21 protein-coding genes are annotated in these 26,816 nt (G+C 54.7%); 8 read left to right on the top strand and 13 right to left on the bottom strand.

From position 1 onward, the window contains the following. Positions 1-10: 10 nt before the first annotated feature. The 4 genes from FBR45_RS02555 to FBR45_RS02540 form a co-directional block, all read right to left on the bottom strand. Positions 11-1,309 (bottom strand): dihydroorotase, encoded by a 1,299-nt coding sequence (locus FBR45_RS02555; RefSeq protein WP_138499043.1) that lies wholly within the window; start codon positions 1,307-1,309, stop codon positions 11-13. Between the two features lie 116 nt (positions 1,310-1,425). Continuing rightward, entirely contained in the window at positions 1,426-1,809 is a 384-nt protein-coding gene (gcvH, locus tag FBR45_RS02550) for a glycine cleavage system protein GcvH (protein ID WP_138499041.1), read from the bottom strand. Between the two features lie 62 nt (positions 1,810-1,871). Then, the gene (locus FBR45_RS02545; protein WP_138499039.1) at positions 1,872-2,924 is read right to left on the bottom strand and encodes an aldo/keto reductase; all 1,053 of its coding nucleotides are present in this window, start codon (positions 2,922-2,924) and stop codon (positions 1,872-1,874) included. A gap of 53 nt (positions 2,925-2,977) precedes the next feature. Then, complete coding sequence (locus FBR45_RS02540) at positions 2,978-4,135, bottom strand: BamA/TamA family outer membrane protein (protein ID WP_138499037.1); 1,158 nt, start codon at positions 4,133-4,135, stop codon at positions 2,978-2,980. 434 nt (positions 4,136-4,569) lie between these two features. On the opposite strand from FBR45_RS02540, the gene FBR45_RS02535 reads away from it, so the two are divergent. Then, positions 4,570-5,316 (top strand): TlpA family protein disulfide reductase, encoded by a 747-nt coding sequence (locus FBR45_RS02535; RefSeq protein ID WP_138499035.1) that lies wholly within the window; start codon positions 4,570-4,572, stop codon positions 5,314-5,316. Positions 5,317-5,385: 69 nt separating this feature from the next. Here FBR45_RS02535 and FBR45_RS02530 read toward each other — a convergent pair whose 3' ends face one another. Both FBR45_RS02530 and sov read right to left on the bottom strand, forming a co-directional pair. Continuing rightward, positions 5,386-6,762 carry a hypothetical protein gene (locus FBR45_RS02530; RefSeq protein ID WP_138499033.1) on the bottom strand — a complete coding sequence of 459 codons (1,377 nt, stop codon included), beginning with the start codon at positions 6,760-6,762 and terminating at the stop codon, positions 5,386-5,388. A 136-nt stretch (positions 6,763-6,898) separates the two neighbouring features. Next, the gene (sov, locus tag FBR45_RS02525; RefSeq protein ID WP_138499031.1) at positions 6,899-14,560 is read right to left on the bottom strand and encodes a T9SS outer membrane translocon Sov/SprA; all 7,662 of its coding nucleotides are present in this window, start codon (positions 14,558-14,560) and stop codon (positions 6,899-6,901) included. A gap of 263 nt (positions 14,561-14,823) precedes the next feature. Here sov and FBR45_RS02520 point away from each other — a divergent pair, with 263 nt between their 5' ends. The 3 genes from FBR45_RS02520 (at position 14,824) to FBR45_RS02510 (ending at position 17,682) form a co-directional block, all read left to right on the top strand. Beyond that, a complete protein-coding gene (locus tag FBR45_RS02520) occupies positions 14,824-15,594 on the top strand; it encodes an acyl-[acyl-carrier-protein] thioesterase (protein WP_138499029.1) in 771 nt (256 codons plus the stop codon). Positions 15,595-15,833: 239 nt separating this feature from the next. Continuing rightward, a complete protein-coding gene (locus FBR45_RS02515; protein ID WP_138499027.1) occupies positions 15,834-16,754 on the top strand; it encodes a DUF1338 domain-containing protein in 921 nt (306 codons plus the stop codon). A gap of 97 nt (positions 16,755-16,851) precedes the next feature. After that, complete coding sequence (locus FBR45_RS02510; RefSeq protein ID WP_138499024.1) at positions 16,852-17,682, top strand: sugar phosphate isomerase/epimerase family protein; 831 nt, start codon at positions 16,852-16,854, stop codon at positions 17,680-17,682. A 24-nt stretch (positions 17,683-17,706) separates the two neighbouring features. Here FBR45_RS02510 and FBR45_RS02505 read toward each other — a convergent pair whose 3' ends face one another. The 6 genes from FBR45_RS02505 to FBR45_RS02480 form a co-directional block, all read right to left on the bottom strand. Then, positions 17,707-18,825, bottom strand: a complete 1,119-nt coding sequence (locus tag FBR45_RS02505; protein WP_246082084.1) for an aminotransferase class I/II-fold pyridoxal phosphate-dependent enzyme — start codon at positions 18,823-18,825, stop codon at positions 17,707-17,709. Positions 18,826-18,836: 11 nt separating this feature from the next. Next, complete coding sequence (locus FBR45_RS02500; RefSeq protein ID WP_138499022.1) at positions 18,837-19,853, bottom strand: dipeptide epimerase; 1,017 nt, start codon at positions 19,851-19,853, stop codon at positions 18,837-18,839. A gap of 17 nt (positions 19,854-19,870) precedes the next feature. Next, positions 19,871-20,518, bottom strand: a complete 648-nt coding sequence (locus FBR45_RS02495) for a response regulator transcription factor (protein ID WP_138499020.1) — start codon at positions 20,516-20,518, stop codon at positions 19,871-19,873. A 124-nt stretch (positions 20,519-20,642) separates the two neighbouring features. Next, positions 20,643-21,455, bottom strand: a complete 813-nt coding sequence (locus FBR45_RS02490) for a sensor histidine kinase (protein ID WP_171044820.1) — start codon at positions 21,453-21,455, stop codon at positions 20,643-20,645. Then, positions 21,448-22,113: a hypothetical protein gene (locus FBR45_RS02485; protein ID WP_138499018.1), complete on the bottom strand. Its 666-nt coding sequence runs from the start codon at positions 22,111-22,113 to the stop codon at positions 21,448-21,450. Before FBR45_RS02485 ends, FBR45_RS02490 begins: the two co-directional genes overlap by 8 nt. A 51-nt stretch (positions 22,114-22,164) precedes the next feature. Then, complete coding sequence (locus FBR45_RS02480) at positions 22,165-22,644, bottom strand: hypothetical protein (RefSeq protein ID WP_138499016.1); 480 nt, start codon at positions 22,642-22,644, stop codon at positions 22,165-22,167. A 490-nt stretch (positions 22,645-23,134) separates the two neighbouring features. On the opposite strand from FBR45_RS02480, the gene FBR45_RS02475 reads away from it, so the two are divergent. From FBR45_RS02475 to FBR45_RS26295, 4 genes are all read left to right on the top strand, one after another. Then, a complete protein-coding gene (locus FBR45_RS02475) occupies positions 23,135-23,686 on the top strand; it encodes a fasciclin domain-containing protein (RefSeq protein ID WP_138499014.1) in 552 nt (183 codons plus the stop codon). 163 nt (positions 23,687-23,849) lie between these two features. Then, complete coding sequence (locus tag FBR45_RS02470) at positions 23,850-24,113, top strand: hypothetical protein (protein WP_138499012.1); 264 nt, start codon at positions 23,850-23,852, stop codon at positions 24,111-24,113. A 221-nt stretch (positions 24,114-24,334) separates the two neighbouring features. Continuing rightward, positions 24,335-25,147: a class I SAM-dependent methyltransferase gene (locus FBR45_RS02465; protein WP_138499010.1), complete on the top strand. Its 813-nt coding sequence runs from the start codon at positions 24,335-24,337 to the stop codon at positions 25,145-25,147. Positions 25,148-25,543: 396 nt separating this feature from the next. Then, the gene (locus FBR45_RS26295) at positions 25,544-25,708 is read left to right on the top strand and encodes a hypothetical protein (protein WP_171044819.1); all 165 of its coding nucleotides are present in this window, start codon (positions 25,544-25,546) and stop codon (positions 25,706-25,708) included. Positions 25,709-25,749: 41 nt separating this feature from the next. Here FBR45_RS26295 and FBR45_RS02460 read toward each other — a convergent pair whose 3' ends face one another. Then, the gene (locus FBR45_RS02460; RefSeq protein WP_138499008.1) at positions 25,750-26,778 is read right to left on the bottom strand and encodes an AAA family ATPase; all 1,029 of its coding nucleotides are present in this window, start codon (positions 26,776-26,778) and stop codon (positions 25,750-25,752) included. Positions 26,779-26,816: the final 38 nt, after the last annotated feature.

Here is a 26,816-nt window from a genome sequence, read left to right as displayed (position 1 = left end):
ATGGAATGGATCAGGCCTTGGTAAACAGACCCTGATGAACGATACCAACCACCCGACTGGCGAAGGTATGCCCAAAGAACGGCGAATTTCTTGATTTTGACTGCGTTTGGTCGTACGTCCAGGCACCGGATGGGTCAAAGAGCGTCAGGCTGGCGGGTTGCCCTTCGTCGATCCGCAGGGGCTGAAGCCGCAGAATCTGCCGGGGCCGGGTAGTCAGCTTGTCGATAATCTGTTCGATCGAGAGGCCCTGCCGCTGCGACAGTACCGACACTACGGCCGTTTCGAGGCCGATTATACCAAAGTCAGCCTGGTCGAATTCCAGGTTCTTGCTCTCCGCATCCTGCGGAGTATGATCCGATACAATGGCATCGATGGTACCGTCGGCCAGGCCAGCCCAAAGAGCGGCTACATCATCGGCCGAGCGGAAAGGTGGGTTCACTTTCAGATTGGTATCGAAACCAGCCAGGGCCGAATCGTCGAACAGCAGCTGGTGGGCGGCTACGTCGCAGCTGATGCGTGCCCCCTGCGCCTTGGCCTGCCGGATCAGCTCCACCGACCGGGCCGTTGAGATGGTTGAGAAATGCAATACAGGCGGCAGAGACACGGCCTCATCGGTTGCGGGTTCGGTGGCCATTACGTAATCCAGCAGCCGCAAATCGCGCTCAATCATCAGTTCTTCGGCCAGGGCCGGAATACCTTTCAGGCCCAGCAGGGTACTCTGAATGCCTTCGTGCATCTGCCCGAACCGGGTCAGCATGGTTTCTTCGGGCCGGTTCATGAGTAAACCGTCTATGGGCTGCAGGTATTGGAGGGTCTTGAGGAGCAGATCCGGGTTCTGCAAGGGATGATGCCCATCCGAAAACGCAACCGCTCCCGCATGGTGCAGGTCGAGCATGTCGGTGAAGTCCTCGCCGGCTGCTTTTTTAGTAATTGCGGCAATTACATGAACGCTCACCGGCTGCCCCTCGGCCATGCGCCGAACGTAGCCCAAAGTTCCTTTGCTATCCATGACGGGCTGGGTGTTAGGCAGTACTGCAATGTCGGTGAAGCCACCAACGGCTGCCGCCCGACAAACGCTGGTCAGGTCTTCTTTATGCTCAAAACCGGGGTCCTGGGCCAGCACGCGCAGGTCGACCCAGCCGGTCGATACGTGCAGGTTATCGGCTTCCAGTACACGTACACCGTCCTGGGCCTCCAGGTTTTCGCCGATTTGCCGAATCAGGCCGTTTTCGATCTGAATATCGCGCAGCTGGCCGTGAAAGGGCGAGGCTGCATCAACAACACGGGCGGAACGAATGAGAAGTTGCATACAATGTCCCCGTACGGTTTTAACGGAAGGGGCCGGGGAGAGATAAAAAAAAGCTATAAAAAAGGCTCCACGGGCGCGTTGCCTGTTGGAGCCTTGTTCATGTTCCAGAAAAGGAATCAGGCACCAACCAGTTCCTGATAGGCGCCGACCGTCAGCAGACTGTCTTTCTGCCCGGCATCGACGGGTTTGAGCCGAATCAGCCAGCCTTCGCCATACGGGTCGGTATTAACCAGCTCGGGCGATTTTTCGACGGCCGGATTCAGCTCCAGCACTTCGCCATCGATCGGCAAAAACAGATCCGATACCGTTTTAACGGCTTCCACCGATCCGAATACGTCACCCTGCTTCAGCGACTGACCAAGTGCCGTAATGTCGACGAAAACAATATCGCCCAGTTCGTGCTGCGCGAAATCTGTAATTCCGATAACGGCTGTACCGTCCTCGTCAATCCGAACCCATTCGTGATCTTGTGTGTAACTCAGTTCTGCGGGGAAATTCATGCGGAGGGTGATGATTTATATAGCCACAAAATACGGTAGCGGGTGCCGGATTTGCAAACACCCTATTTGGCCACGGCCGACTGAGTGGGGTTGAAAACGCCGAGCCGGTCGTTGCCCTGCCGCGCAATCATCCACTGCGGATAAGGTTTGGGACGCGCGCTGACGGCGTCGAGCTGTTCGAGCTGTTCGGTGGTCAGACTCACCTCGGTAGCGCTAATATTATCGTTGAGCTGCTCGGTGTTTTTAGCTCCGATAATAACACTCGTTACGCCCGGTTTGGCCAGCACCCAGGCCAGCGCAATTCGCGCTACCGAAACGCCGTGGGCTGCGCCAATCGCCTGCATCACCTCAATAATATCGTACGCCCGTTCCTGGTCTACCGGCGGGAAATCAAAACCCAGTCGACGCGAATCGCCTTCGGGTTTGTTATCACGCGTGTACTTCCCGGACAGGAAACCGCCCGCCAGCGGACTCCACGGCAGGATAGCCATCTGCTGATCCTGCACCATGGGTACGATTTCGTTTTCGAGGTCGCGCCCGGCAATGGAGTAGTAGTTCTGGGTCGATATAAACTTGGTCCAGCCGTACTTGTCGGCAATGCCGTTGGCTTTCATGACCTGCCAGGCCGCCAGGTTCGAGCAGCCAATGTACCGCACTTTGCCGCTCCGGACTACGTCTTCGAGGCCACGCATGGTTTCTTCGAGGGGCGTTATAGGATCAAATCCGTGAATCTGATACAGATCGACATGATCGACCTGCAATCGCTTCAGGCTATCGTCGAGTTGCTGCATGATCTGTAGCCGCCCCAGCCCGACCTGGTTTTTGCCCTCGCCCATGCGCCCCCGCACTTTGGTAGCAATAATCAGTTCGTGACGCGGCAGTCCCAGCGTTTTGATCGACTGTCCCAGCAGGGTTTCCGACTGGCCGAAGGAGTAGACATTGGCCGTATCGATGAAGTTGATTCCCTGATCGAACGATGTCTTGACAATGTCGTTAACGGCATCCTGCTGCAGGGTGCCCATGGCCTGCCAGTAGCCATTTCCGCCAAATGTCATCGTGCCCAGACAAAGTTCAGACACCAGCACACCCGTGTTTCCCAGTTGATTGTAGTTCATGTTACTGTTGGTTTATAGTTCTGTTTTGGGTCTGCCCTATCACTTCATGGCCGTTAAAATGCTTCGCCGAGCGAAAAGTACAGGCCCGTGCCTTCGCGGGTAACCCCGAGGTCGGCGCGGAGGTAAACATCTTTCTTTTGAAAGAACAGGAACCGTACCCCGCCCCCGGCCGCCCACCGAAACCGGTCGAGCTGCACTTGGCTGAGCGTCGGCGCTACGGTGCCGATGGCTGCAAACAGGGTTCCGCCCCAGCGACGGCTGAAGCCAAACGGCAGCCAGCGCAGCTCGGTCTGGGCCGCCAGCAGGTTTTTATCGCGATACCGGCCAAGGTAATAGCCCCGCATGGTACTTTCGCCCCCCAGCAGGGCGAGGTTATTGAATGGCACCTTGCCACTCATAAACGTGCCGGTAGCCTGGAACGCCAGCACCCGGTTTCGCCGACCCAGCGGCCGGTACAGGCGCCCGTCGAAGAGCAGCCGCTGAAACCGGAAGTTGCTGCCAAAGGCCGGAACACTACGGAGCGCAGCAGCCTCAAAAAAAGCACCTTTCCGCACATTCAGTACGTTTCGCCGGTCATCGTATACCAGGGTGCCCCCCAGCTCCAGGGTGGTCGAGCCGGTGCCGCCCGCGGGCAGTTCGAACGAACCAGGGTCGACCCGCTCGAACGATACCCGCTGCAGGTTTTGAAAATCGACCTCGACGCCGGCGTACCAGTTTTCTATGATCCGGCGCATACCACGCTGCCTGATCTGTACATAGCTTGAGTTCACCAGGGCAGGGTCGTTAGGATCGGTATCGGGTCCGATGCCGTAATACAGCAGCGGAAACTGCTGGTACCGGGCCCGTCCCAGCAGGTAATAGGTGTTCTTATCGGAATAAATGGCGTTTTCGAGCTGCGCGCCAAACTGCCCCCGCAAGGTCACGAATCCGTACAGGACGAGTTCGCTCAGGCGGTTTACGAGGGTATCGTTTTTGGCATAATACAGCGAGAAAACCCGCACCCCAAGCTCCAGGCTGGTCTCCGGCGAAAAGCCCGCCGTCGGAAAAGCCAGTATCTTCGACGAAGCCGCCGAAGAGGTATCGTTGAGCGTATTGTAGATGAACCGGCCAACACCCCGCTGGGCTATTTTAGGAACGCGCTGCTGGGCTATAAGCGGTATTGCCGTAAGCAGCCCGAGCACCAAGCCCGCTATTAGTTTCGAGTGAATCAATGGGTACTTGCTTTTAAATAAGAAACGGTTTTGAACGATCTATGTTCCGGAAAAGGGGGCAAAACAGAGTTGGTAACAGTCGGTTAGTCCGGCACAAACGCAGACTCGCCTTGTCGACCGGTCAGCCAACCGAAACCCCTATGCAGCGGGTGAGTTGCCGGACCTTCTCTCTGCTTCATTACCAACCGCCAGGCCAGATCGTGCCATACCAGTCTACCGACGTTTGGTCTGACAACGGTTCTTTACGCGTCATTCGTTGCAACAAGACCCTTCATTTTAGTATTCTTTACAAGAATTCCTTCTGCTGGTGTATGTATGCCCAACATTGTAAAACTATCTCACCCGTTCGTTATATATTTACTTTACAAAATAAGGCTTTAGCTAAAACTGGTATCTACCAGAATCCACACTTCTGAACCCACTTCGCACCATTTATGCGCTGGCTGTCTGTACTTCTCCTGGTATTTACCACCCTCCTTTCTCACCTGACGTCAATAGCGCAACCGATTATTCAGCGGCAGACAGGCGCCATTGAGCAACGCGGGCGTATCGATGAAAACACCCGTATTCTTGACCAGACAACCGGAAAACCGATCTCTTATACTGAGTATATGGCCCTGATGAAACGTGATGCGAACGCCTATTATCTGGAGCCGATGCCTGATGAATACGGCGAATTCAGCGCCTACAAAATCCGGCTAAAAACGGCCGACGAGCGAGCCACCGGTCAGCTCAACATGCGCGATCCTGCGCAGCAGCCCAAAGTTGGGGAGCCTATTTCTGCGTTTATCATGAAAGGTATCGATGGCAACGTGTACCGATCTGCCGACCTGAAGAGTCGCGTGGTCATCCTGAGCTTCTGGGTCAGTCTGCGCAAGCCATTCTGGAGTGCAGACCAGAGCAAAAAACTCGCGCAGACACTACGCCCTTATCAGTCCGAGACAGACCCTCTCGTTCTCGGCGTTGTGAACGATTCGAAAGAGGAGTTAGAAGCCATACTGGCAACCCAGACCTTACCCTTTATTCCTATACCCAATTCGTACGGCTTTCACAAACGATACAACGTACTGTCAACGCCCTCATTCGTCGTCATCGACAGGGCCGGCAATGTGGCTGCCTACCTGGAAGGACCGGGCAGCTATGAGCGGCTTCAGCAGGTGCTACAAACCGTAAGCCGCTAGCTGCGGCTGCGGTCGGTGCTGTGCCTGCTGAAGCCGTTGGCCTGTAGGAAGGGCCTAAACCAGGGCGATTTATTTTTTCCGGCGGTTAGCAATAACGAAACCGCCCCACACTGCTTTCGTGCTGAGCGTATCGGTACCGACCCGCAGCGTACCGCTTAGTAAACCGGCCATGTATTCGTTCCCGTTGCGAACGGCGCGGGCTTTGATTTGCGAATTGCGCGGAAAAACGGGACTGTCAAACGACACGCCATAGCTTGATGCACTCGACTCGGTCGGCTTCTGGGGGTTGAACAGCAACCGCGTAAAGCCATAGGGTGTGCTAACGGTATAGGTCTTTCCGAACGCTGTCAGGTTAGGCCCGTGATTCAGGGTCAGCGCCATCGTGCCATCGGTCTCGTCGAACAGGCCCGTCAGGTAGTCGGTATCGTTGCCCGACAAAACGGTCGAGTAATCGGGGGTTTGGTTCCGGAAACGGGTCAGGTATACATCGTCTTTCCGGCTGCTGCGGAGCGTATCGCGGCCAAAGATAAACGGCACCCGCTCGGTCGTGAAAGACGTACCGAACCAGAGATTATCCTGCTGATCAACGGCTAGATACCCTTTTGGTTGCAGAAATCCGGTAACCTGCTCAAACGACCATACTTCGTTGCCCGAAAAGTCCCATTCTTTGATCAGAACGACGTTCCGATCCGTAAAGCGCTGGCCGCCAACCGTCAGCGAGTAGAACGTATTATGTCGGCTTAATTTCAGGTCATCGGGATTGTCGAACAGCTCTGTATCGATCTGTTTTTGCCATAACATCGTCCCGTTGGCGTTGAAAGCAAGCAGGTACGTATCGTCGGCACCCGAGTTGCTGCCGTCGCGTTTTTTATTCTGCCCCAGTGCTACAAAGTTACCCGTTGGCAACGCCAGTAGCTGGGTCAGCATCAGGCTAGCCGTACGCCGAAACTCTTTCGCCCAGATCAGGCTCCCGTTTTTATCCAGCTTCGCTACAAAACTCCGGAATACACTATCGTAGGGAAATACCGGCCGGGTCTGGTACGTCAGCGAGCCGTAGAAACCACCACATACCAACACGTTGCCAGTCTGATCGAGTGTTATTTTATTTAGGAAACACCGGTCGTCGCTGCTGCTGGTATTCTTTACGGTGAACTGATTGAACCACAGGCAGCTCCGATCGGGCCGAAAGCGAGCGATAGCGCCGTGAAAATGAGCCCCAGCATCCTGACGCTGGCCGCAGAACGATGTATTACCAAACAAGGTCCCGCATACGTATAGGTCTTCATCGGCATTCGCCAGCAGATCGTTGGTCGAAAAACCTACATTGGCGGTACCATTGGCAAAGAACCAGGCATCGGTGGTGATCGGAACGGGGCGGGGTTTGAACAGGCAGCAGGCGGTAACAAGAACGGCCAGTAAGGCCGGCAGAATAGCATGTCGTATCATGTTGCGGTGGGTTTGGTAACAGGCCTCTAATTACCAAACTTTTACCTCATTTTACAGACACCACTACTTAAGTATATTTACTATACCGCATCTTCCATCTGATTGCTCGTTCACGGCAGGGCACAAATGAGCTACCCTATTCGGCCAGATTGAACTTAACCTGTACCCCACCCGACGTAGTGGCCCGCCGGAACGAGTTCGAAACAAGCGGGTCGTTGAACGTCCGGTCGAAATAGAAGTTGACGTTCAGTCGTCGGCTAACGATATAGCTGACCTGTGGCCGCAGCTGGAAGTTAACATTACCCGCCGTCAGAATCTGCTCCGCGTCGATTTTGCGCTGGATAGCCCGGGTGTCGCGCAGGGTCAGGTTGGCCGAGAACGTCAGATCGTTTTTCAGGCGTTTGTAGGCCCCGTTAATCCGGAATGGAATCCGGATGTTCTGCCGCGTGAAGCCAATGGAGGCCGTCAGGTCTTTATTACTCAGCTCAGCAACCTGAATATTGGACAGGTTCAGCGCAATATCGCGGCTCTGGTTGTATTCGAGTCGGCCGCTGATCCGGCTTTTGGTCTGAAACTGCACCCCAATCATCGGCGCAAATTTCTCCGACATGGTGATGGTACTCATGGCAAATACCGGTACGTACTGGCCCAGCTGGTTCACCGCGGCCCCTAACGGGTAACCCTGTACGGCCAGATTCACGAAGGCGGCTCCGTACTCCAGGTTGGAGATAAAGTTACCCACGCTGTAGTTGGAGGTGTAGCTGTGCGTGATGGTGAAGGCGCTGAACCGCTTCCGGATAAAGTCGAGCCCCGACAGGCCGTTGTAGTCGATCCGCCAGTTAGGCAGCGGGAAACTATAGAACGGCGACAGCTTTGCTTTCTCGATCGGCTGTCCGCTATAAGCCGCGAAGAAGGCCGGAATCAGCACATCCTGCGAAGTAGCCGTATAGATGCCCTGCCGGTCCGGATTCGCCTGGGTCAGCTTATCGATGAAGTACTGCCGGTAGCTTTCGAAGCGGTCGAAGATGGGTGATGTATTGTCGCCCCGCAGCCCGATGAAAGCTGTCCGGAACGACCAGAACGACATCGAAAACTGTCCGTTACGCACCGGCGACTGGGTTTCGAAAGGACCACCTTGCGAGCCCGGCCGGAAAAACTCCTGGTACGCGTCGGTCCGGTCCAGTCGCCACTCTACCTGCATCCGGAAATCCCTGAACGGCTCGAGCGTGGTGCGGGCGTTGAATTTTTTGGTCAGGTTCTGCTGGAATGCCGTATTCTGCACCGTACTCGGGGCCAGCCAGCCGCGTTCGGCCGCCCGGTACTGAATGGACCTGTCCTGACTGCCCAGTACGAAACCCAGTCCCGGCGCGTTGTTTTCGTCGACGCCGAAGTACCTGGGCGTTGGCAAAAAGCCCGGCAGGATGGTCGACTCCTGCACCGTGTACTGAAAATTGATCCCCCGCACGGTCAGCAGCGCCCGCGTGAAATTCTTGAGCACCCGGCTCTCGCTCCGCTGAATCTCTTCAATATCACCGGGGTTACGGGCAAAGTTCTTCCGCACCGGCGCCGGCGTGTTGGCAAAACGCAGATAGCGTATTTTGTTATAGAGCCGAATCAGATCGACCCGTCCCGTAATGCCCCGCTCGCGGTTGTTTCTGACGACGTTACCAAACGGCACACCCAGCGTATCGGCAATGCCGAACGAATTGGCCTGAAACTGATACCCTACCCCATATACGGCATCGGCCGCAATCCAGTCGAGCAGCGGAATTTTGTCCAGTGGCAGCCGGTAGGTGGCGCGGATGTCCTGCACAAAATTCTTCAGTCGGCCCAGTCGTTTGAGGCTATTGATGATCGAGTCGCGTTTGGCCTGGCTGTTTATATCGCCCGCGGGTTCGTCGATGATCGAGTTGGCCTGCGACCGGTAGGTCAGCACCAGACTTCGGGTCAGGTTCCAGGTCAGGTCGTAATAGCGGTTGAACAGGAAATACTTCTCAAACTGAGCCGGAATCCCGTTTGTGGTCAGGTCGGACGAGCGCAGCTGGGTTTTCACGAAACTACGGTCCAGATCGGAACGGATACTGACCAGCGACGGCAGCAGCGTCAGGTTAAAATCCTTGAGCCACCGCAGGTAGGGCGCTTCGAAACTGGCTTTGTTGCGGAACGGCTCAAATGCTTTTGGCTGCCCGCTAAAGGTGTAGGCGATACCACCCCGCTGCTGCCGCTGCAGAAACTCGTCGGTCAGAATGTTGCTGCGCTTGGTATCGTTGAAGGCGTAGGTAAACGCAAAGTTCTCGACATCCCAGAAGTGCGTTTTGGCGTTTGGGTTGGTCTTTACCTTTCTGACGTTCGAGAAGTTTAGCCCGCGACGGGTGGTATTGTCCTGCACCATGCGTCGGTAGTTATCGCGCACCAGGCCTTCGGGCAGGGTCGAGAGCGAATTGTCTAGCGGCACGTCGGGATCGAGCGGATCGAAGTGCGGGTCTACGTTCCGGTAGTCGTAGTTAACGTACATCGGAATACGCAGCCCCCAGTTGGCGGGCAGAAACTTATCGACCGAAACGGCCGATGAAAGGCCAAACTCCTTGGTTGTCTCGCGGGCCCGTTCGCCAATGCGCGTCTGCACACCGCCAAAGCCAAAGGTGGTAATCCGGCCCGATGCCGTCACTGTGGCCAGATCGGCCAGCTTCATATTTACAGAACCAATGGCCGCCATACCCGCCTGCTGGTCGTAGCCGTTGGCGCGCAGTTCGTTAACCCAGATCGTAAACGTTTTGGCCCCTTCGCCATCGCCGGCCTGGCGGGGGTTGCGCACCCCGATCATTACCGACTGTACGGAACTCAGGTCTGGGTTGCCGACCACCGTCAGTATGTACCGCCCCGTCGACGAAGGCAGGGTGAAGGGTAAGGAGGTTCGGCGGGTAAGCTGGCGGTTCCGCTCCGTTTTCAGGTTGGTCAGCTCTTCCAGCGCGATATCAAGTTCGTTAGCGGATGGCCATACTATGTCGGGGCCCCAAAGGCCTTCGGGCGTTGCCTGCAGGCGGGGAATCTCGATCTCGTAATAGTTGTCGGTATAATCGGTGCCGAGCCGGACGAAGGCCGACACCTGTCCATCCACATCCTCCTTTCTGTCGCCGTGCATGTGAATGAACATCTTGAGCTGCTTACGGAACAGCAGGTCGAAATTCACGTTCCGGAACGCCCCGCGCGAATCGCCGTCGCGGAGGTTGGTTACGCTCAGCCGCATCGACTGCTCGTTCAGTTCAACGGTGTTCACCTGCGTATAGTCGCGGTCGCGCTGGTAGCCCGGCGGCACCGAGTACACGTATTTGTTGCCCCCTGCCTGCGTAGCCAGAGCGCTGCTATTTTCTTCTACGTTCACCGTCGAGACGGTAAAGTTGGCGTCGTAGGGTTCGGGTACCTCCTGCAGGCCACGCTGGTTCAGATCGCCCAGGTATTTGCGGTACTGATTGGCTTCCATCTGCAGCTGTGCAAACCGAAGCACAACCGGCTGGTCAAAATCAGTCAGGTACATCCGCGCAAACCGGATCGATTTGAAGCCGTTGATGTTACCCACCTTCCGCAGATACTCGCGAATCGGAATCCGAAACTGATACCAGGTAACCGTACCAGCCACATCGGTCGGCACCGTCACCTTGTCGACAATATAGCCTCGCCCTACCTCGAGCTGGTCGGGCCGCAGATTCACTTCATATTCGTAATAGGCTTCGTTATCGTTGATGGTATTATCGGCGTTGAGGTCTTCGATATCGGGCAGGGTCGACGACGCGGGGGTCAGAAACTGGTTGGTGGAGGTATTCTCGGGCGAGTTGTTCTCCATACCCATGTAATGCTTGTACCGGGCCACGATGTACTTCTGCCGGTCGGCCTCTTCGCCCAGGTAGAATCGGAAATCGTCGCCCGAGGGGTCCTGCTCGATGGAAGCGCGGGCCTCCGGGTCAGTAATCCGCGGCAGCACCGTATCGAGGTAGCTTTTGAAGAACTGCTGCTCCGACACCACACCGGGAGTTGAGTTGGGGCGGCTGGTCAGGCCGTCGAGACCGATGTCCTGGTTGTCGCGACCACCACTCTGGAACGCATTGGTCACAAATTGCTGCTTGGGTGCCCGACCCCAGGGGGTTGGCTCTACGGTGCCGTTGCGGGTGCTGTCCAGGCTACCGTTGGCCGGGAAACCGTTCTCAAACGTATAGCGGCTATCCTTAACGACATCTTCCGAAATATCGCCGAGGTTGAAGACCAGCCGGCCGCCCGTGCTGTTGGGCTGGTTTTTACTATCGTCAGCATTGCCCCTTACTTTTCCGCTTTCTCCCTTTACGAACGGGTCCATGAGCCAGAACGTGAGGTTCTCAACGTTGGCATTGTCGAAGTCGTTGTCCGAGGCAATAGCCCGCGTTACAGCGCCGAAGTTGCGCCGGGGATCGTTGTTGAGCGTTCCGTCGGGTTTCAGGTTCGGGTTATAGTTGTACATACCCCGCTCGCTGGGAAAGTACGCTACGTCCAGAATGCTCTCGGGCAGCTGCACCGGCCGGGGCGACCGACCCGGAAACAGATCGGTGGGCAGGAAGTACCGCTCGTATACGTAGTTCTTCACCTCATCGGGGTCGACGTTCGACACGGCGCCCTGCAAACCGGGCGTGTACAAACTCGGGTCTACGGAATAGACCGAGATACGGGCGCGGTTATAAGCCGATTCCAGCGGATTCTGGAACGATCCCTGCGGAAACTGCTGCGGGGTAGCCCCCAGCCGCCAGCGGGTGGGTTGGCGGGTCAGGTCGAAAATGGTTCGGGCGGCTTCGAAATCGTCGAGATAGCTATCGCCCCGGGCGCGGGGGTTGGTCCCCGGAAACAGCTGCGCTACTTCGGCACTGGCCTGAATGGTCGACATTTCTTTGGTCTGCACCAGCGGCAGGCCATCGAGCAGGCGCGTCAGGCCGGGCGAGTCTTTGCGGTAGTTGGCGTGCAATCCCAGAATGGAGTTGTTGACCGGTTCGTTGCCAATGGCCACGCGGGTCAGGAAACCGGCGGGGGTTTCGCGCATGTGCATGGCCGTCAGTCCGAAGTTGATATCGGGGGTGAGCAGGTAATCCAGCCGCGTACCGATCAGCGTTCGGATCTGGTTCTGGAACAGGTCGGGCTGCTCGAAGCTAATGCGGATTTCGCGGCCCGAGTTGGTCACGCTCTCATTAATGATCCGCAGGCGCCCCGTCTGGCTCTCGAAGACATAATCGGCCCCCGGCATCATCGGCACGCCACCCGCCGTTACCTGTACCGACTGCTCGTTGACGCCATAGGGCAGCTGAACTTCGGCCCCATTGCCCGACTGAAACGAACCGCGCAGGAAGAACTTATTCCGGTCGGCCAGCTGCTGGGCATCGGCCAGGGTTGTCCGATACAGCTGATCGAAAACGTATTTGGAGCGCAGGTTGTCTTCGTCGGGGTCGAACTGGCGGCTCAGGAACGACCCGAACGGTTCCAGGACCGGGAATATGATTTTGCCATAGCGCGGATCGACCGTAATGTTCTCCACGTAATCGAAGTTACCGTCGGGCTGGGCGTCGAGTTGCTGGTTGAGCCGATCCATATTGAATACCTGTACCAGCGGCCGGTTCTGCAGGCGCCGACCTTCCTGCAGGTTCGGGTTGTCGATACCGGTAACATCGTCTTTGTAAACAATCCGCAGCTGAAAGCCCTGTCGGCTAATCTGGGCATTGTTAAGGGAATAGATGTTTTTCATCATCAGGTTCCACATCGGCAACTGAAGATTGTTGCGCAGCGTGGCCGACTTCAGCAGCTTCAGTACCAGCACTTCGTCATTGCGCCGGGCCTGGTAGTCTTCGGTCAGTTCACCCACTTTATAGCGTCGGCCCTGATAGGTATATTCGTAGGATACCGCCAGAATCTCATCGTTGCGCAGGGGCGTCACGAGCGAGATATACCCCAGTTCGGGCTGCAGTTTAAACTCCCGGTCGGTCAGGCGTTTAGCACCCCGCAGCAAGTCGAAATCGGTACCTTTAGTAAGCTGATAATCTGTGACGAGTGCTTCGTTGGTCTGGTCAACCTGCCGGAGCCGGTTGCTGGCGTTACTCGTGAGCCGGTCAAACAGACCATTGGCGCGGTTGTCGGACGGGGTGCGGGTGTTGCGGGAAAACGGTTGCAGGTTGGGGTTGTTCTGGCTGTAGGGGTTGCCTTCGCCCAGGTCCTGAAAGCCAACAATGTTTCGCAGCGTCTCGGTGGTATTGGTCCGGTTGGTGACGTACACCTCTACCCGTGTTACATTGACGCCCGAGGTTACCTGCGGCAGGGTTCTGAGCGAAGCTTCGTAGTTGGATCGGAAAAACTGCGACAGAAAGAAGTGTCGGTTCTCATCGTACTGATCGGCCCGCAGTTCGAACGGCCGGTTCGAGGTACCGCCCCGCAGAACGATCTCGCTCTTTCGCGACCGCTGCTGCGAAGCGACCACCGTAGCGTTCAGCTTACCAAACCGGAGCTGGCTTTTGATACCAAACAGGTTCTGCACCCCCGGAATTAGCTGGCTGTTGACGGCCCAGCTGATATTACCCACCTCAAGCCCCTGCAGGATACTTTCGTTCTGCGGCTGAAAAGCGGGCAAACCCGGCGCCTGACCGGTAACGCCTGGCACACCGGGTAAGGTAGGCGCATTGGGCAGGCTGGGCATACCGGGCAGACTGGGCATACCGGGAAGGCCCTGCCCCGTTCCGATACCGGGCAGACTTCCGCCGGGCCGGTAGTTGACCTTCAGCGCATTCTCGAAATTGAAGCTGGCTTTGGTATCGAAGTTGGCCATCACGCCCAGCTTCTCCCCGATCTTGCCGTTGAAGTTAATACTGATCTGCTCGTTGAACAGGAAGTTTCCGTTCCGGCGCTGTCGAACCGGCAAGACGGGGTTATCGATAAACTGGTACAGATAGCCAAAATCGAGCGTGACGAAGCCGTTCGGCTTAAAATCGATCTGGCTCCCGCCAAACAGGCGATCGATGATGGGCGGCAGTTCGAGTTTGGGCACCAGTCCACGCCCACTCAGCGCGCTTTGGCCATCGCGCCGGGCGCCGTATTCGCGCCAGATGCTTTGCTCGACCCGCTGGTTCTGAAGCTGGTTATACGTCGAAAACGGAATTGTTTCGGCGGGGCGGTAGGGTAAGCCATACTGCGACGGGGGCAGCGCCAGCCCCGGCACGCCCACACCCGGCGTCGTAGTGGCCGATGAAGGCGTCGATATACCCGGCGCGGTGACCCCATCCGTACGGCCCTGCACCGAATTGGGCGCAGGCGCTCCCGAAAGCGAGACACCCGTCTGTACGCGTTCGGTAACGGCCACGCGCCCGTCGGGACTCAGCCGAAAATCGGTCGATACCCCTTTGGGATCACGAAGAATGAAAGGCGATTTGGAAGGCCGCTCCGAGAAGCGGGTAGCCCGGCGGTCGGGCCAGTTGATGGTTGGCCGGCGGTTGGCCGAACGGGCCGCCCGTATACTATCGGTCCGGTTCTGTACGGCCTGTTTGATAGAGTCGGCCCGGGCAATGGCCCGTCGGCGCGCATCGGCCCGCGCCGAGTCGGCAGCGGCCTGTTGCTGCCGTCGGCCGGCAGCCCCCCGACGAGCGGGCGCTGCCGCTGGCTGATCCTGCCCGAAGATTGTTCCCATACCCAGCACCAGACAAAACACCAGCAAAATCCATTCGCGCGAAACGAACAGAAGGTGGCTAGCGGTCAAGAAACGGGTGCTGACAGTAAAGTTGTGAACAAAGTAAGGGTTCACCATTGGGGTACTAAGCGGTTCAAAAAGGATATCGTACGGTACGTACTTCTTTCAAACGGCCAAAATCGGGCCAATCGTCTAATGAATGAATAGATTTTTTGAGGAATAGCTTACTATATGGTTTTAATCGCTTTTCGAAAAAATGTTTTGTAAAGATACACGGCGTTCGGGGCTGATTTACTACATAGACGTAAATTAACACATCGGTAACTGTAGGCTATACGCGATTAGTGGCTCTGGCAGCCTGGTGCAGCTATCTTTGCTCTATGTCTGCTATTCAATCTGATACCTACGACCTGCGCGGTTACGAATGCGACGCGCTGGGCCGCATCAGCATTCCGACGCTTATGAACTGGATGCAGGAGTCGGCCAACCGCAACGCCATCGCCTATGGAATCGGTATCGACGAGCTGGCCCGCCGGGATCTGGACCGCTCTCCGCTGGGCTGGATGCTCATGCGCTTTCGGCTCCGGATGCACCACTATCCGCTTTATGGCCAGTCGGTACGGGTGGTTACGTATCCAACATTCGTAGAGAAGTACTTTATCCACCGCGATTTTCGGGTACTGGCCGAAGACGGCTCGCTGCTGGCCGAGGCCGGTAGTACCTGGCTGGTTTTCGATATGGACAAACGGACTATGGTGCCGCTGCCGGGTTTCATCCGGACACTCACCCCGCCTGCCGACATCGAGCCGCTGCCCACGCTACCCCTCAAGCCGCCGTTTCAGAACCAGACCTGGGAACCCACCCGGCAGACCGATGTACCGGTTGGCTGGTTCAGCATCGACCAGAACCAACACGTCAACAACGTAGCCTACATCCAATGGCTGCTCGAAGCGACAGACCAACAGACGCTGGAAACGGCAGCCCTGGCTGAACTCGATGTGGTGTACCGAACAGAAAGCCACTGGCAGGATCAGCTGCTTATTCAGTCGACGCCCGACACAGCCGACGCCTACCTTCACCGTATCGTTCAGGCCAGTTCAGGCCGCGATGTCCTGCTGGCCCGGACTCAGTGGCGCCCCAACCCTTCATGATTCGTCGAAAGATTTTCCTGGCTGGCGCAGTACAATGTGTGGTCCGTATGGTCACCGTGGTCCGTGCGGTCGGCGCCCCGATCCCCACGGGCCATGGTGAAGATAGGGTTACCGAGAAGAGCCGCGTTTATACCGCTGGGGAAGTGCAGCGTTCGATCGATTAACCGTATTTTTGGTTATTCAGGCTTATATTTGGCCAGGCCCGACTCGGACCGAACCGACAGTAAACCCTATTGATTATGACCACTTCACCCAACATAACCAACACCCTCGACGGCGTATTGCAGGGGCTGATGCGCCGATACAGCGAACGCGTACCCGATGTACAAACCATCATCGATGCTATGGTTGAAGACGGCATCATCGCGTCGGCCGAGGAAATCGAGAATGACCATATTGCCTTCCGAACCATGGGGGTTCCGCATTTGGGGCTGGCATCATTTGAGAAGATCTTTACCCACTACGGCTACGAAAAACGGGATCGTTACGACTTCACCGAGAAAAAACTGACGGCCTACTGGTACAGTCCGCCCGCTGGTACCAACGCCAACCTGCCCCGTATCTTCGTCAGCGAACTGCGCGTGCATGAACTGTCGGCCGAGGCCCAGCGTATCATTCATCGGTATACCGACACCGTTACCAGCGACCCGGTCGATGCGCTCGATCTCGACGATGCTGCGGCTGTCGATGCCTTTCTGCACCGGCCGCTCTGGCAAACCCCTACCCTATCCGATTACCAGACGCTGCTGGCCGAGAGCGAATACGCAGCCTGGGTCATCTACAACCGATACTACCTCAATCACTTCACCATCAGCGTTCATAACCTCAAAAAAGGCTACAATACTATCGACGAGTTCGTTGCCTTTCTCCAGGCCAAAGGGCTCCGGCTCAACTCGGCGGGTGGCACCATTAAAGTCAGCCCGGACGGGGCGCTTCGGCAGGCCTCAACGGTGGCTCAGCTCATCGAAGCGGAGTTTGCCGGGGGCGATGTGTTCCGGATTGCCGGTTCATACGTAGAATTTGCCGAACGGCGCGTACTTCCCTCGTTCACCCACCTTTCGCCTGATCAGATCGGGCGGGAGCACCGGCGCGAAGGCTTCGAGGCTGGCAATGCCGACAAGATTTTCGAAAGCACCTTCACCACGCAAACAAATCGGTAGAAAGTATAGTAGTTGCGGCTTATGCCATGCAGCTAGTCGGTCTGGTTCCTAAGCCGGACCGGCCAGCCTGTACGCCGTATCGTATAATCAGCCAACCATGAACCGAATCATCCTTGTCGCGCTGTTAGTAAGCAGCTTTGCCACCCTGGCGCAGAAAGCCGCCCCCGTCGGTATTCAGCTGTACAGTTTCCGGGATCAGTTTGCCAAAGACGTGCCGGGCACTATGGCCAAAGTAAAGCAGATGGGATTCCGACAGGCCGAAATTGCCGGCACCTACGGATTGAGTCTGACCGACTTCCGCCAGCTGCTCGACCGGAACGACATCAAAGCCATCAGCACCGGAGCCAGCTTCGAAGACCTCGACAATAACGTACCGAAAGTGCTGGCCGAAGCCAAAGCTCTGGGAGCCAAATACGTGGTCTGCGCCTGGATACCGCATCCGGGCGATACGTTCATGATTCAGGATGCCGACCGGGCTATCGACGTCTTCAACACCGCCGGTCGGTTGCTGGCCGACAACGGTATTCAGCTGTGCTACCATACCCATGGCTACGAATTTCAGACGTATCAGGACGGCACCTTCTTCGACTACCTGGCCGAGAATTTCGACCCGAAGGCCGTAAACTTCGAGATGGATGTGTACTGGGTTAAGTCGCCGGGCTACAATCCGGTAGCCCTCCTGCAGAAGTACCCCAAACGGTTTCCGCTGATGCACCTCAAAGACCGCAAGCCCGGCACCCCCGACAGCATGAGCGGCCACGCCGACGTAGAGTCGAACGTAACCCTCGGCACAGGCGACGTGGGCATCGCCGACATCATGAAGCAGGCTAAAAAATCGGGCGTCAAATACTTCTTTATCGAAGACGAATCATCGCGCTCCATGCAACAGGTGCCCGAGAGTATTTCCTTTCTGCTAGGGCTGAAATAACAAGCGTATTGGTGCGCCGGGCGTTCACGCAATACTACTTCCGAGGGTAAAGTCGTAGACGGCGCGGGCCAGGGCCTGAATATCATCGAAGGTATGAAAGGCACTGATAATGACCCGTGTGTTAGGATTATCGGCAGGCGTAGGGTACGCGAAGGAATAGATAAAAATACCGCGCTCCAGCAGAAAGGGGTACAAGTCGTTCTGCTCCGTAAAAAATACCGGAAATCCTTTGGCATGCTGAAACAGGCCGGTCCGGTCGAGCAGGGCTTCGGCCAGGGTTATGTTCTCGCGCAGTTTGGCCCGCTGGTCGGCATAGAGCGCATCGGCTCGGGTCAGTACATCCATGTAGGCGGGCGGCATGGGCGAACAGGCCCCGAAAAAAGCGGTTTTGCGCAGTTCATCCAGTACGTCGGTATTACCCAGCACCACGCCCCCTGGCACGCCCATTGCTTTTGCCAGCGAAGCCGTTATCAGCAGGCGAACCGAGCCCGGGCGCGGAATCTTCGGCCCTATGCCCCAGCCGGGACCGGGCAAACCATTGGCGCGGGGCAGGTCGTTGAGAATACCGATCCCGTGCGAATCATCAACCAACAGCGTAATGTCCCGATCTGTTGGCAACGCATCGACCCAGTCGAACGGGTAATAGCCGGAATGGGCCGCATCAAGCGCATTCAGCAGGATGGCGACGGGACCAGGCGGCAACGCCCGCACCTGGTCGGGCAGTTGGGCCACCCAATCGCTGAACGGCAGACCAGGCAGCGCCACTGCCGGATCGTGCCAGAGCGCCGGGTGGGCCTGCGGGCCATAGATGAAGCAAGCCTGCTGCGCCCGCAGGTATTGCACAACGACCTGACCAGCCATCATACCCGACGATACCGTCAGGGCCGCTTCGGCACCCGACCAACTGGCCAGCCGGGCTTCGGCTTCGTCGTAGATGCCCAGTTGCAGATTACCGTTGCGGGAGCTGCCGAACGCCGTGCCGTAACGACCGATGGCGTTGGTCAGCAGCTGCTGAAAGCCGGGGTGCTGTGGCATACCCAGATAAGCCGTGCCGCTAAAAAACAGATAGTCCTGTTTGCCATGCCGGATGGTACGGCCCGGTAACTGATCGATGGTAAACGGATGGATGGGTTGTTGACTCACTCGTTCGTTGGTTAAAGCATCAGCCGGGCGCCGGTGCCGTTTTCGCTGGCGTAGATAACCCGGCCGTTGTTAAAGGTAACCCCCGTAGCGGGATCGTTGGCAATGAGCAGCGACCCGTCCAGGTCGGCGTAGTCGAGCAGCGGCAGCAGCTGGGCAATGGCTGAAATGCCCACACTCGACTCGGTCATGCAGCCGACCATCACGCGTAACCCCAGCGAACGGGCGGTAGCAATCATTCGCCGGGCGGGCGTCAGGCCCCCGCACTTGGTCAGCTTGATATTGACCCCATGAAAATAACCAGCGCAACGGGCTACGTCACTTTCTACGATGCAGCTCTCGTCGGCAATGATCGGCAGGGGTGACTGCTCGGCGAGTTGCCGGGCTCCGCTCCAGTCGGTGGCCGGGAGGGGCTGTTCAATGAACTCAACCCCCAGCTCGGCCAGCTCGGGCGCAAAAGCCAGTGTTTGTTCGGCAGTCCAGCCGCAGTTGGCGTCGACCCGAAAGCGGGCGCTGGTATGGGCCCGGAGCGCCCGCATCACGTCCAGATCGGTATCGGGTCGGCCAAGTTTAACTTTATACAACGGCCAGGGCCACTCCAGGAGCTTGCTCACCATCCGGTCGGGGGTGTCGAGCCCGATTGTATAATTCGTCAGCGGACTTCGTGAGGGGTCGAGGTTCCAGCACGCATAGAGCGGCTTTTGCTGCCGCTTGGCCCACAGATCCCAGGCAGCCTGGTCGAGGGCGCAGAGCGCAAAGGGATTACTGGCCAGATACGGCTGCATCTCGGCCCAGAACACGGCCGGGTCGGCTAGTTCGTAGGCTTCGATCCGATCGCGAAGCGGTTCGATGGCCTCCACCATCCCATCGATGGTAATGCCGTAGTAGCGCGTAGCGGTCGCTTCCCCGTACCCACTCAACTCGCCATCGCGCAGTTCGACGAGCAGCGACGGTTGCACATCGCGGCTATCGTGGGCAATGGTAAACGTATGTTTCAGACGGAGATCAACCCGGTGAAAAATCAATTGCATGAAGCAAATATAGCACCTTACAGCTCGACGAGCCCACACCGGACGGCAACGATCACCATCCCGACCCGCGTACGAACGCCCATTTTCTGAAAAACTGTTTCGCGATAGCCGTCTACCGTACGGGGGCTGACGCACATCCGATCGGCTATGTCGTTATAGGTCAACTCGCTACAGGCCAGCTTCAAAAAATCGGACTCCCGGTTGTTCAGTCCGAACATAGGCGTGCTGGTAACGGGATCGGTTGTGTTGAGGCTACGAATCAGCCGGTGGGTCAGAAAATCGGAATAATAATACCCTTTCTCCATCACGTCATCGAGCGCCTGTCGTAGTTCCGTTGATCGACATCCTTTAAGCAAATAGCCGCGGGCCCCGTTGCGGAGCATGCGCACGATATGTTCTTCCCGGTCGGTCATGGAGAGCGCCATAACCCGCACCGATGGATAAAGCTGCCGGAGCTGCACCGCCGTTTCGAAGCCATCCATCTCGGGCATATTCAGATCGACCAGCGCAATATCGGGCAGCGGTCCCCGCTGGAGCCGGGTTAGCAGATCACGGCCGTTTTCGGCAATGAACAGCACTTCGTAGCGATCAAATTTTTGAATTAGATCAGCCAGCGCTTCGGCCAGCAGGTGATGATCGTCGGCAATGGCGATTGAAGTTGGCATGGGGTATACGAGAGGATAATTATCTTCTTGAAATATAGATAGTTATATAACAAGCCACTAAACTAAGCCCGCAAACAGCAACCAAAATGAATATGAATGTATTATACGGTATACCCGCCGACCCCTACCGGGTGTAATTACGCGGCAGATGTACGGTAACGGTTGTGCCGGCACCCAAACGGCTCTGAACGTTGAGCGTGCCGCCGAGTAATTCGGCCCGGCGGTGCAGGTTGCTCATGCCTGACCCGGACTCGTTAATTGGGCGGGCTGCCACATCGTCCTGGCTGAACCCCTGCCCATCATCGGCAACCGTAAGCGTAAGTCGATCAGGCTGATAATCGACCAACACCGTTACGGTACGGGCGCGGGCATGTTTCAATACGTTGTTGAGCAACTCCTGACTCATTCGCAACAGGACAATATCGACCTGCTCCCCCAGCGCATATACCTCCCCCGATTCGATGAGCCGGGTTTGTAGGCGGCCCGTTCGCTGAATACGATCCAGCTCCAGCGACAGACTCGGCAGCAACCCGAACCGCTGAACCGTGCTGTGGTCCAGGGTCTTTGCCAGCGCCCGCACGTCGGTGATGATGGTACTGACAACGTCGCGCGTTTGCCGAACCGACTGCTGCACCGCGGCATCTGTACTGTCATCTTCGAGCTGGTTCAGCCGCATGGCCGCTACCGTCAGTAACTGCCCGATATGATCGTGTAATTCTTCGGCAATCTGCTGAAGAGTTTGGTTCTGAATTTCTAGTTGAGACTGTAATAATTCGCGCTGGTATTTTTCCTGCATTTCTTTTCGTTCACGAATTACTTCTCTACGCCGACGCCGGTGAAAAATAATGAAGCTGGCGCTAAACAAAGCCATGATCACGAGTACAATACTTCCTACAACAAAGGCAACAAGTACTGCATTGGCTGACTCGCTATTCATGGTTCCGCAATGAAGAAGGGAGCAAACAAACTATCCCAATTGTTACATACAGTATGTAGTTAAAAGGAAAGCTGGCATAGTATATAAAAGTAGCCAGTTTTTGATTGCTGATGATGAAATAATCGATCAGACCAATGGTAAAAAAAGTACCCGCAAAGTAGATCAGGATAGCCACAAACAGCCAGAACAGGCCATCACGTTCCGGTACGTACAGATCCTGCCGATCAAGCAGTGTTCGAAAAAAAATAAAGCACCAGTATATGACCAATGCGCTCTCGATCATGTAGGTAATCGAGTTGTTATGAGCTGGCGACTGCCAGAAAATAGTACTGATCACGACAACAATAATGTACCCAATTATGGAGCCGATGATTCGCTTTCGATGCTTTTCGGATGGTAAGGCAAGGTAAAAAATGGCACCCAGGCAGGTGTATTCTATAGGTGCATACAGATGATAGATGAATAGGTTATTTCCGTTGGTAGTTACTTTGATATAATCAGTCCAAAGCTCGACCAGTAAATTACTGATGACCAGCAATAACAGCGGACGTAGCGTATTGTCTATCCGCGTAAAATTTATGAGTATGATTATAACATTAGTGGCCAGCAAACCCAGGTATATTTTATTGGGCGTAGACACCAAAAGTAGCCATTCCATATCGTCTGTTGAAAGTATGAGCCACTCCGCCGGCGGAGTGGCTCATTGCTCTTATTCTTTATACCCATCGGGCAACAGCTTACTGCCTTTATACGGGCGCAGACAGGGCGGATTTCTACACAAAAAATTCGTAACCAGTCCGCTTTTTAACGGCTCCTGGTCATCACTGATCAAATCCGTATACGTATTGGCTGCGTCTGGATGACTTACCGGCACCAGTAATGGCCAGATATCATTCTCGACCCCCGAATTAAAGGCAGTATCCTTAGTCAGGTAAATCCGTATGCCACCGCAATTCGGGTTGCTGGCAATAATCTTCAGCAAGGTGTCGATACGTACTGTCGCGGCCAGAAACACATTGTCGGGATCGACACTTCGACCTTTTACCATGTAGTCGATGTAGTTTTTCACCTGTTTTTGTAATTCACCTATAGTGACCGGTTCGGCCTGGCTGGAGGTCGGATCGAGTTCGCAACTGGCTTCTACAAATCTGAATCGATTAGCGGGTGTGTGTGAAATAAGGAGGGGCATAGGTTTGGGGTTTTGATTTTTGCGTCAAATTATACTGTACAGCTATAAAAAGTGATGCGGTTCAATCGCTTGCCTAAGATAACAAAAATAAAGCATTGACCATCAATGTATTATTAATATTTTATAGGCCTTTTACCCCGTAAATACGGGAAATTCCCCGTATTGAACACTGGCTTTTCCAACGCCCGTTTCGGGTTGATTTCTCCTTGCCTCGTGCTTGTCAGACCATCACCTTTGTACAGTATTTCTATCCACTCCATAATCACATCGCTGACGAGCGTCAGTACCCAGCCGCCCCGGGCAGCTGGGTATTTTTTTGAAACGGCACGCGGGCATATATACGCACACAACTAAGTCATATTTTCTGATTATCAATTTATTACCAACTAATTTTTTATCTGTCAAATCTAAACAATGCCGTTAAACCGTATGTCTTCCCGTTGATCGATCACACTTCACTATCAGTTTACTTAAGACACAATTTATCAGCATGAAAACGTTAAAATTCTTTTTCGCACTGGCTGCGCTGGTAGCGGTAAGTCAGGTTTCGTTTGCTCAGGAAAAAACCGTGACGGTAGGTGGCGCGCCCATGTACCCATCGAAAAATATCATTGAGAATGCCGTCAACTCGAAAGACCATACAACCCTGGTAGCGGCTGTTAAAGCGGCTGGGCTGGTTGAAACACTGTCGGGTCCGGGTCCCTTCACGGTCTTCGCGCCAACCAACAAGGCGTTTGACAAACTACCCAAAGGCACCGTTGAGACGCTGGTCAAGCCAGAAAGCAAAGAAACGCTGACCGGCATCCTGACCTACCACGTAGTACCGGGTAAGGTAAGCGCGGCCGATCTGATGAAACAGATTAAAGATGGCGGTGGCAAAGCTACGCTGACAACGGTTGCGGGCGGTACGCTGACGGCCATGATGAGAGGCAAAAACGTGGTACTGACCGACGCCAAAGGGGGCAACTCGACCGTTACCATTGCTGACGTAAACCAGTCGAACGGCGTTATTCACGTTATCGACACGGTACTGATGCCGTAAATAAACCACATCGATGGAACAGAAAACCCGGCCAGGTGGCCGGGTTTTCTGTTTTTAGCCCAGCCGGAAACCGGATAACCACTGAAAAAGAAGCCTGAACATCAGCCCCCCGAGTCGGTTATCAACAACAAATACATATAGCTTCATAAAATCTGATCAACGTATGAAAAGTGCAGTAATGATGGTAGCTCTGCTGACCACGCTGGCTTCGGCAGGCAGTTTTGCCCAATCGGGTAGTTCGAGCAAGAACAGTACAAAGCCCGGATCAAGCAGTGGGCTGCAGCAATCCGTTAAGGGTGGTGCTACGTCGGGTGGTCCATCTAACGGAGCCGGTAGCATAGGTGCTCAGAAGGGCAGCACCAGCAAGCAGGGGTCGATGACCGCGACAACGAAGTCGACCACCCGCAAAAAAACGGGTAGCCGGTAAGCCGTATCAACGTTTTTGATTTCCTAACAACAGCGCGCACCTGACCAGCCTGGTTGGGTGCGCGCTGTTGTTAAAACCGACCGAAGCCACCGTTACAGAGATCTGCCGGTGCTTCGTTCTTATTTTTCAGGGCGACTGTTGTTCACGGAGGTGCTGTCAGCGACTAATACCCACAAAAGCTGTAGTTTTTGTATGTATTAACCTTCTAAACCAAACAACAGATGAATCCGAACCAAATACTATGGGAGAAAGGTGACTTTACCCAAATTGCCCGAACCATGCGGGAAAGCGGGGAGAAACTGGTGGCTCAATTTGATATCACCCAGGGACTGGAGGTTCTTGACCTGGGTTGCGGGGATGGAACCACCGCCCTGCCGGCAGCCAGGCGCGGGGCTATCGTTTTAGGGGTCGACATAGCCCGCAACCTGGTCGAAGCAGGCAACAAGCGCGTACAACTGGAAGGCGTTTCTACCTGCACGTTTCAGGAAGGAGATGCCACCAACCTGTCAGAGCTGGATGATCATCGTTTCGATCTCGTTGTGAGCATATTCGGCGCCATGTTTGCCCCGAAGCCGTTTGAAGTGGCGAGGGAAATGGTTCGCGTGACCCGACCGGGCGGGCGGATCATTATGGGCAACTGGATTCCGGGCGACCCTACCCTGGTGGCTCAGATTCTAAAAATTAGTTCGGCCTATACTCCGCCACCGCCCGACGGGTTCGTGAGCCCTATGCTGTGGGGTATCGAGAGCCATGTCATCGAACGGTTCGAGAAAGCGGGGATAGCCCGATCGGCCATTTCGTTCAAGAAAGACACATTTACCTTCAACGCGCCCTATGCCCCCGCCGAATTTGTCAGGGTATTCAAAACCTATTACGGGCCAACCATGAATGCGTTCGAAGCCGCCGAAACGAACGGAAAGACGGCCGAGCTACAGACTGAACTGGAAGCCCTGTTCAACAGCCAAAACAAAAGCATCGACCCGACTACCACCACGGTTGATGCTTCTTTCCTGCGGGTAACGGTTCAGTGTTGACTATATACTAGCCAGTTTGGGCTGACTAGTATACCTTTTATTGTCTTATTATCGCAATCGATTTGTCTCGTCAATAAGCCAGTTTACATCTGCGGTGTATGGGTTAGTCTTTAGGTAATTGACCCATAGTCGTAGTATTGAGACAGCCGGTGAGTTTGATTGTCTGAGCGCTCTGAATAGTTTCTGAAAGTTATCGGAGTGAGGATCACGATCTTCACTTTTCGATGTTTTAGAAATTTTTCTGAGTTTGTCAAAATCATGGGGTAACCCATACGTGGTTAATGAAATTTGAGCCTCATCAGCACAAAATATGATCCATCGTTCGACTGCCGGACATAAGTAGATAAGGAAGTGTGGTCTTGTTCTGTGTTGCAGCAGTCTGAGACAACCTTCTATATGATAAATCGAGTCAAAATTCTGTGCATATTCCCGGTCCTGCACATCTTCATCGACAATACCCAGGGCAAACTCATCAGCCAGGCTCTCCTTCATTATTTTCAGGACATTGGTACCTTTTTGATGATTATACTGACGTTTAGGCGGTACAAGTGCTTTAACTAGTTTCGTGTCAATATAGCATTCAGGGAGCACATTCAGGTCCATCAGGATAAATAAGCTTCGCTGTTAAAAAATAAATCAACGCCATATTTTCTGACTTCGTAAACCTCTTCTGTTGTCAGTCCTCTCACGACGGTCTGTCCATCCTTAAAGTCGACCATGAATATGCCTAACTCATCGATGGCATCGGTCAGAAACTCCTCAACGATCAACGGGCTATGCGTTACTATGAAGAATTGATTGGTCAACGAACGGATTACTTCCTGCGTAAATTCGCTTATATAAGGTGGATAAGCGTGTGCTTCCGGCTCTTCAAATAAGAGCACTGAATTTTCATTGGAAGCAACAGCTGTTTTATAAAAAATAATACGTTGCAGGGTGTCTGCTACCGACGAGTAGGGCAACTGAAAAACTTCATCTTCCCCTTTCTCTTTTTGTACTTTCAATGATTGACTGGCGGTATCTAGTACCAACCGCAAACCGTACTGCCGAAACCACTGAGCATATAGCTTGCGAAGCTCAGGCATGAGTTCAAGAACGTACAAAATATTTTCCCCAAAAGGGGGAAGCAGGTAAGATACCCTTCTTTCTAAGAACTTCACATCAGGCCTATACGCATATCGTTTTGTCTCTGGCTCAAAAATTTGGCTGTAACCTTTAGGCTTATGTACGCTAAAATTATCATTTACTGTATAGGCGTACTTTTGATTAGTGTGAACATCATTGGGATCAAAGGTGTTAATACTTCTCGCTGCAACAAGTGTTTCAGAGGCAGATTTAAGGAATATAAGCTTACATACCTCTTCGTATTGCAAGTTTTTATCCCGCCTGATTTTTATTGAAACTTCTTGGTTTATATCTCCATTGAAATGGAGCTCCCTGAGATTCTCTACCCGGACAATATCTGTTAATTTCTCCCAGGATGTATTCAATAGCGACAGCGCTTCTATAATATTTGATTTTCCTACGTTTGGCCTACCGATGAAGAGGTTGATGCGCCCGAAACCGTCAACCGTCAACTGCCGGATGGATTTAAAATTGGTGATTTCCAGTCGATCAATAAAATGATTCATGTCTGATTACCGATTACGCGCCTAAGTTAATAACAAAA

Origin of the sequence: Spirosoma lacussanchae, from assembly GCF_005870035.1 — a bacterium.
GTDB lineage: Bacteria > Bacteroidota > Bacteroidia > Cytophagales > Spirosomataceae > Spirosoma > Spirosoma lacussanchae.
This window is presented reverse-complemented; position numbering and strand designations above follow the sequence as displayed.

What these genes read in the sequence shown, in the direction of transcription:
- FBR45_RS02555 (WP_138499043.1), bottom strand. Translation starts at nt 1,309, where the DNA reads ATGCAACTTCTCATTCGTTCCGCCCGTGTTGTTGATGCAGCCTCGCCC.
- gcvH (WP_138499041.1), bottom strand. Translation starts at nt 1,809, where the DNA reads ATGAATTTCCCCGCAGAACTGAGTTACACACAAGATCACGAATGGGTT.
- FBR45_RS02545 (WP_138499039.1), bottom strand. Translation starts at nt 2,924, where the DNA reads ATGAACTACAATCAACTGGGAAACACGGGTGTGCTGGTGTCTGAACTT.
- FBR45_RS02535 (WP_138499035.1), top strand. Translation starts at nt 4,570, where the DNA reads ATGCGCTGGCTGTCTGTACTTCTCCTGGTATTTACCACCCTCCTTTCT.
- FBR45_RS02530 (WP_138499033.1), bottom strand. Translation starts at nt 6,762, where the DNA reads ATGATACGACATGCTATTCTGCCGGCCTTACTGGCCGTTCTTGTTACC.
- sov (WP_138499031.1), bottom strand. Translation starts at nt 14,560, where the DNA reads ATGGTGAACCCTTACTTTGTTCACAACTTTACTGTCAGCACCCGTTTC.
- FBR45_RS02520 (WP_138499029.1), top strand. Translation starts at nt 14,824, where the DNA reads ATGTCTGCTATTCAATCTGATACCTACGACCTGCGCGGTTACGAATGC.
- FBR45_RS02515 (WP_138499027.1), top strand. Translation starts at nt 15,834, where the DNA reads ATGACCACTTCACCCAACATAACCAACACCCTCGACGGCGTATTGCAG.
- FBR45_RS02510 (WP_138499024.1), top strand. Translation starts at nt 16,852, where the DNA reads ATGAACCGAATCATCCTTGTCGCGCTGTTAGTAAGCAGCTTTGCCACC.
- FBR45_RS02500 (WP_138499022.1), bottom strand. Translation starts at nt 19,853, where the DNA reads ATGCAATTGATTTTTCACCGGGTTGATCTCCGTCTGAAACATACGTTT.
- FBR45_RS02495 (WP_138499020.1), bottom strand. Translation starts at nt 20,518, where the DNA reads ATGCCAACTTCAATCGCCATTGCCGACGATCATCACCTGCTGGCCGAA.
- FBR45_RS02490 (WP_171044820.1), bottom strand. Translation starts at nt 21,455, where the DNA reads ATGAATAGCGAGTCAGCCAATGCAGTACTTGTTGCCTTTGTTGTAGGA.
- FBR45_RS02485 (WP_138499018.1), bottom strand. Translation starts at nt 22,113, where the DNA reads ATGGAATGGCTACTTTTGGTGTCTACGCCCAATAAAATATACCTGGGT.
- FBR45_RS02480 (WP_138499016.1), bottom strand. Translation starts at nt 22,644, where the DNA reads ATGCCCCTCCTTATTTCACACACACCCGCTAATCGATTCAGATTTGTA.
- FBR45_RS02475 (WP_138499014.1), top strand. Translation starts at nt 23,135, where the DNA reads ATGAAAACGTTAAAATTCTTTTTCGCACTGGCTGCGCTGGTAGCGGTA.
- FBR45_RS02470 (WP_138499012.1), top strand. Translation starts at nt 23,850, where the DNA reads ATGAAAAGTGCAGTAATGATGGTAGCTCTGCTGACCACGCTGGCTTCG.
- FBR45_RS02465 (WP_138499010.1), top strand. Translation starts at nt 24,335, where the DNA reads ATGAATCCGAACCAAATACTATGGGAGAAAGGTGACTTTACCCAAATT.
- FBR45_RS26295 (WP_171044819.1), top strand. Translation starts at nt 25,544, where the DNA reads ATGATAAATCGAGTCAAAATTCTGTGCATATTCCCGGTCCTGCACATC.
- FBR45_RS02460 (WP_138499008.1), bottom strand. Translation starts at nt 26,778, where the DNA reads ATGAATCATTTTATTGATCGACTGGAAATCACCAATTTTAAATCCATC.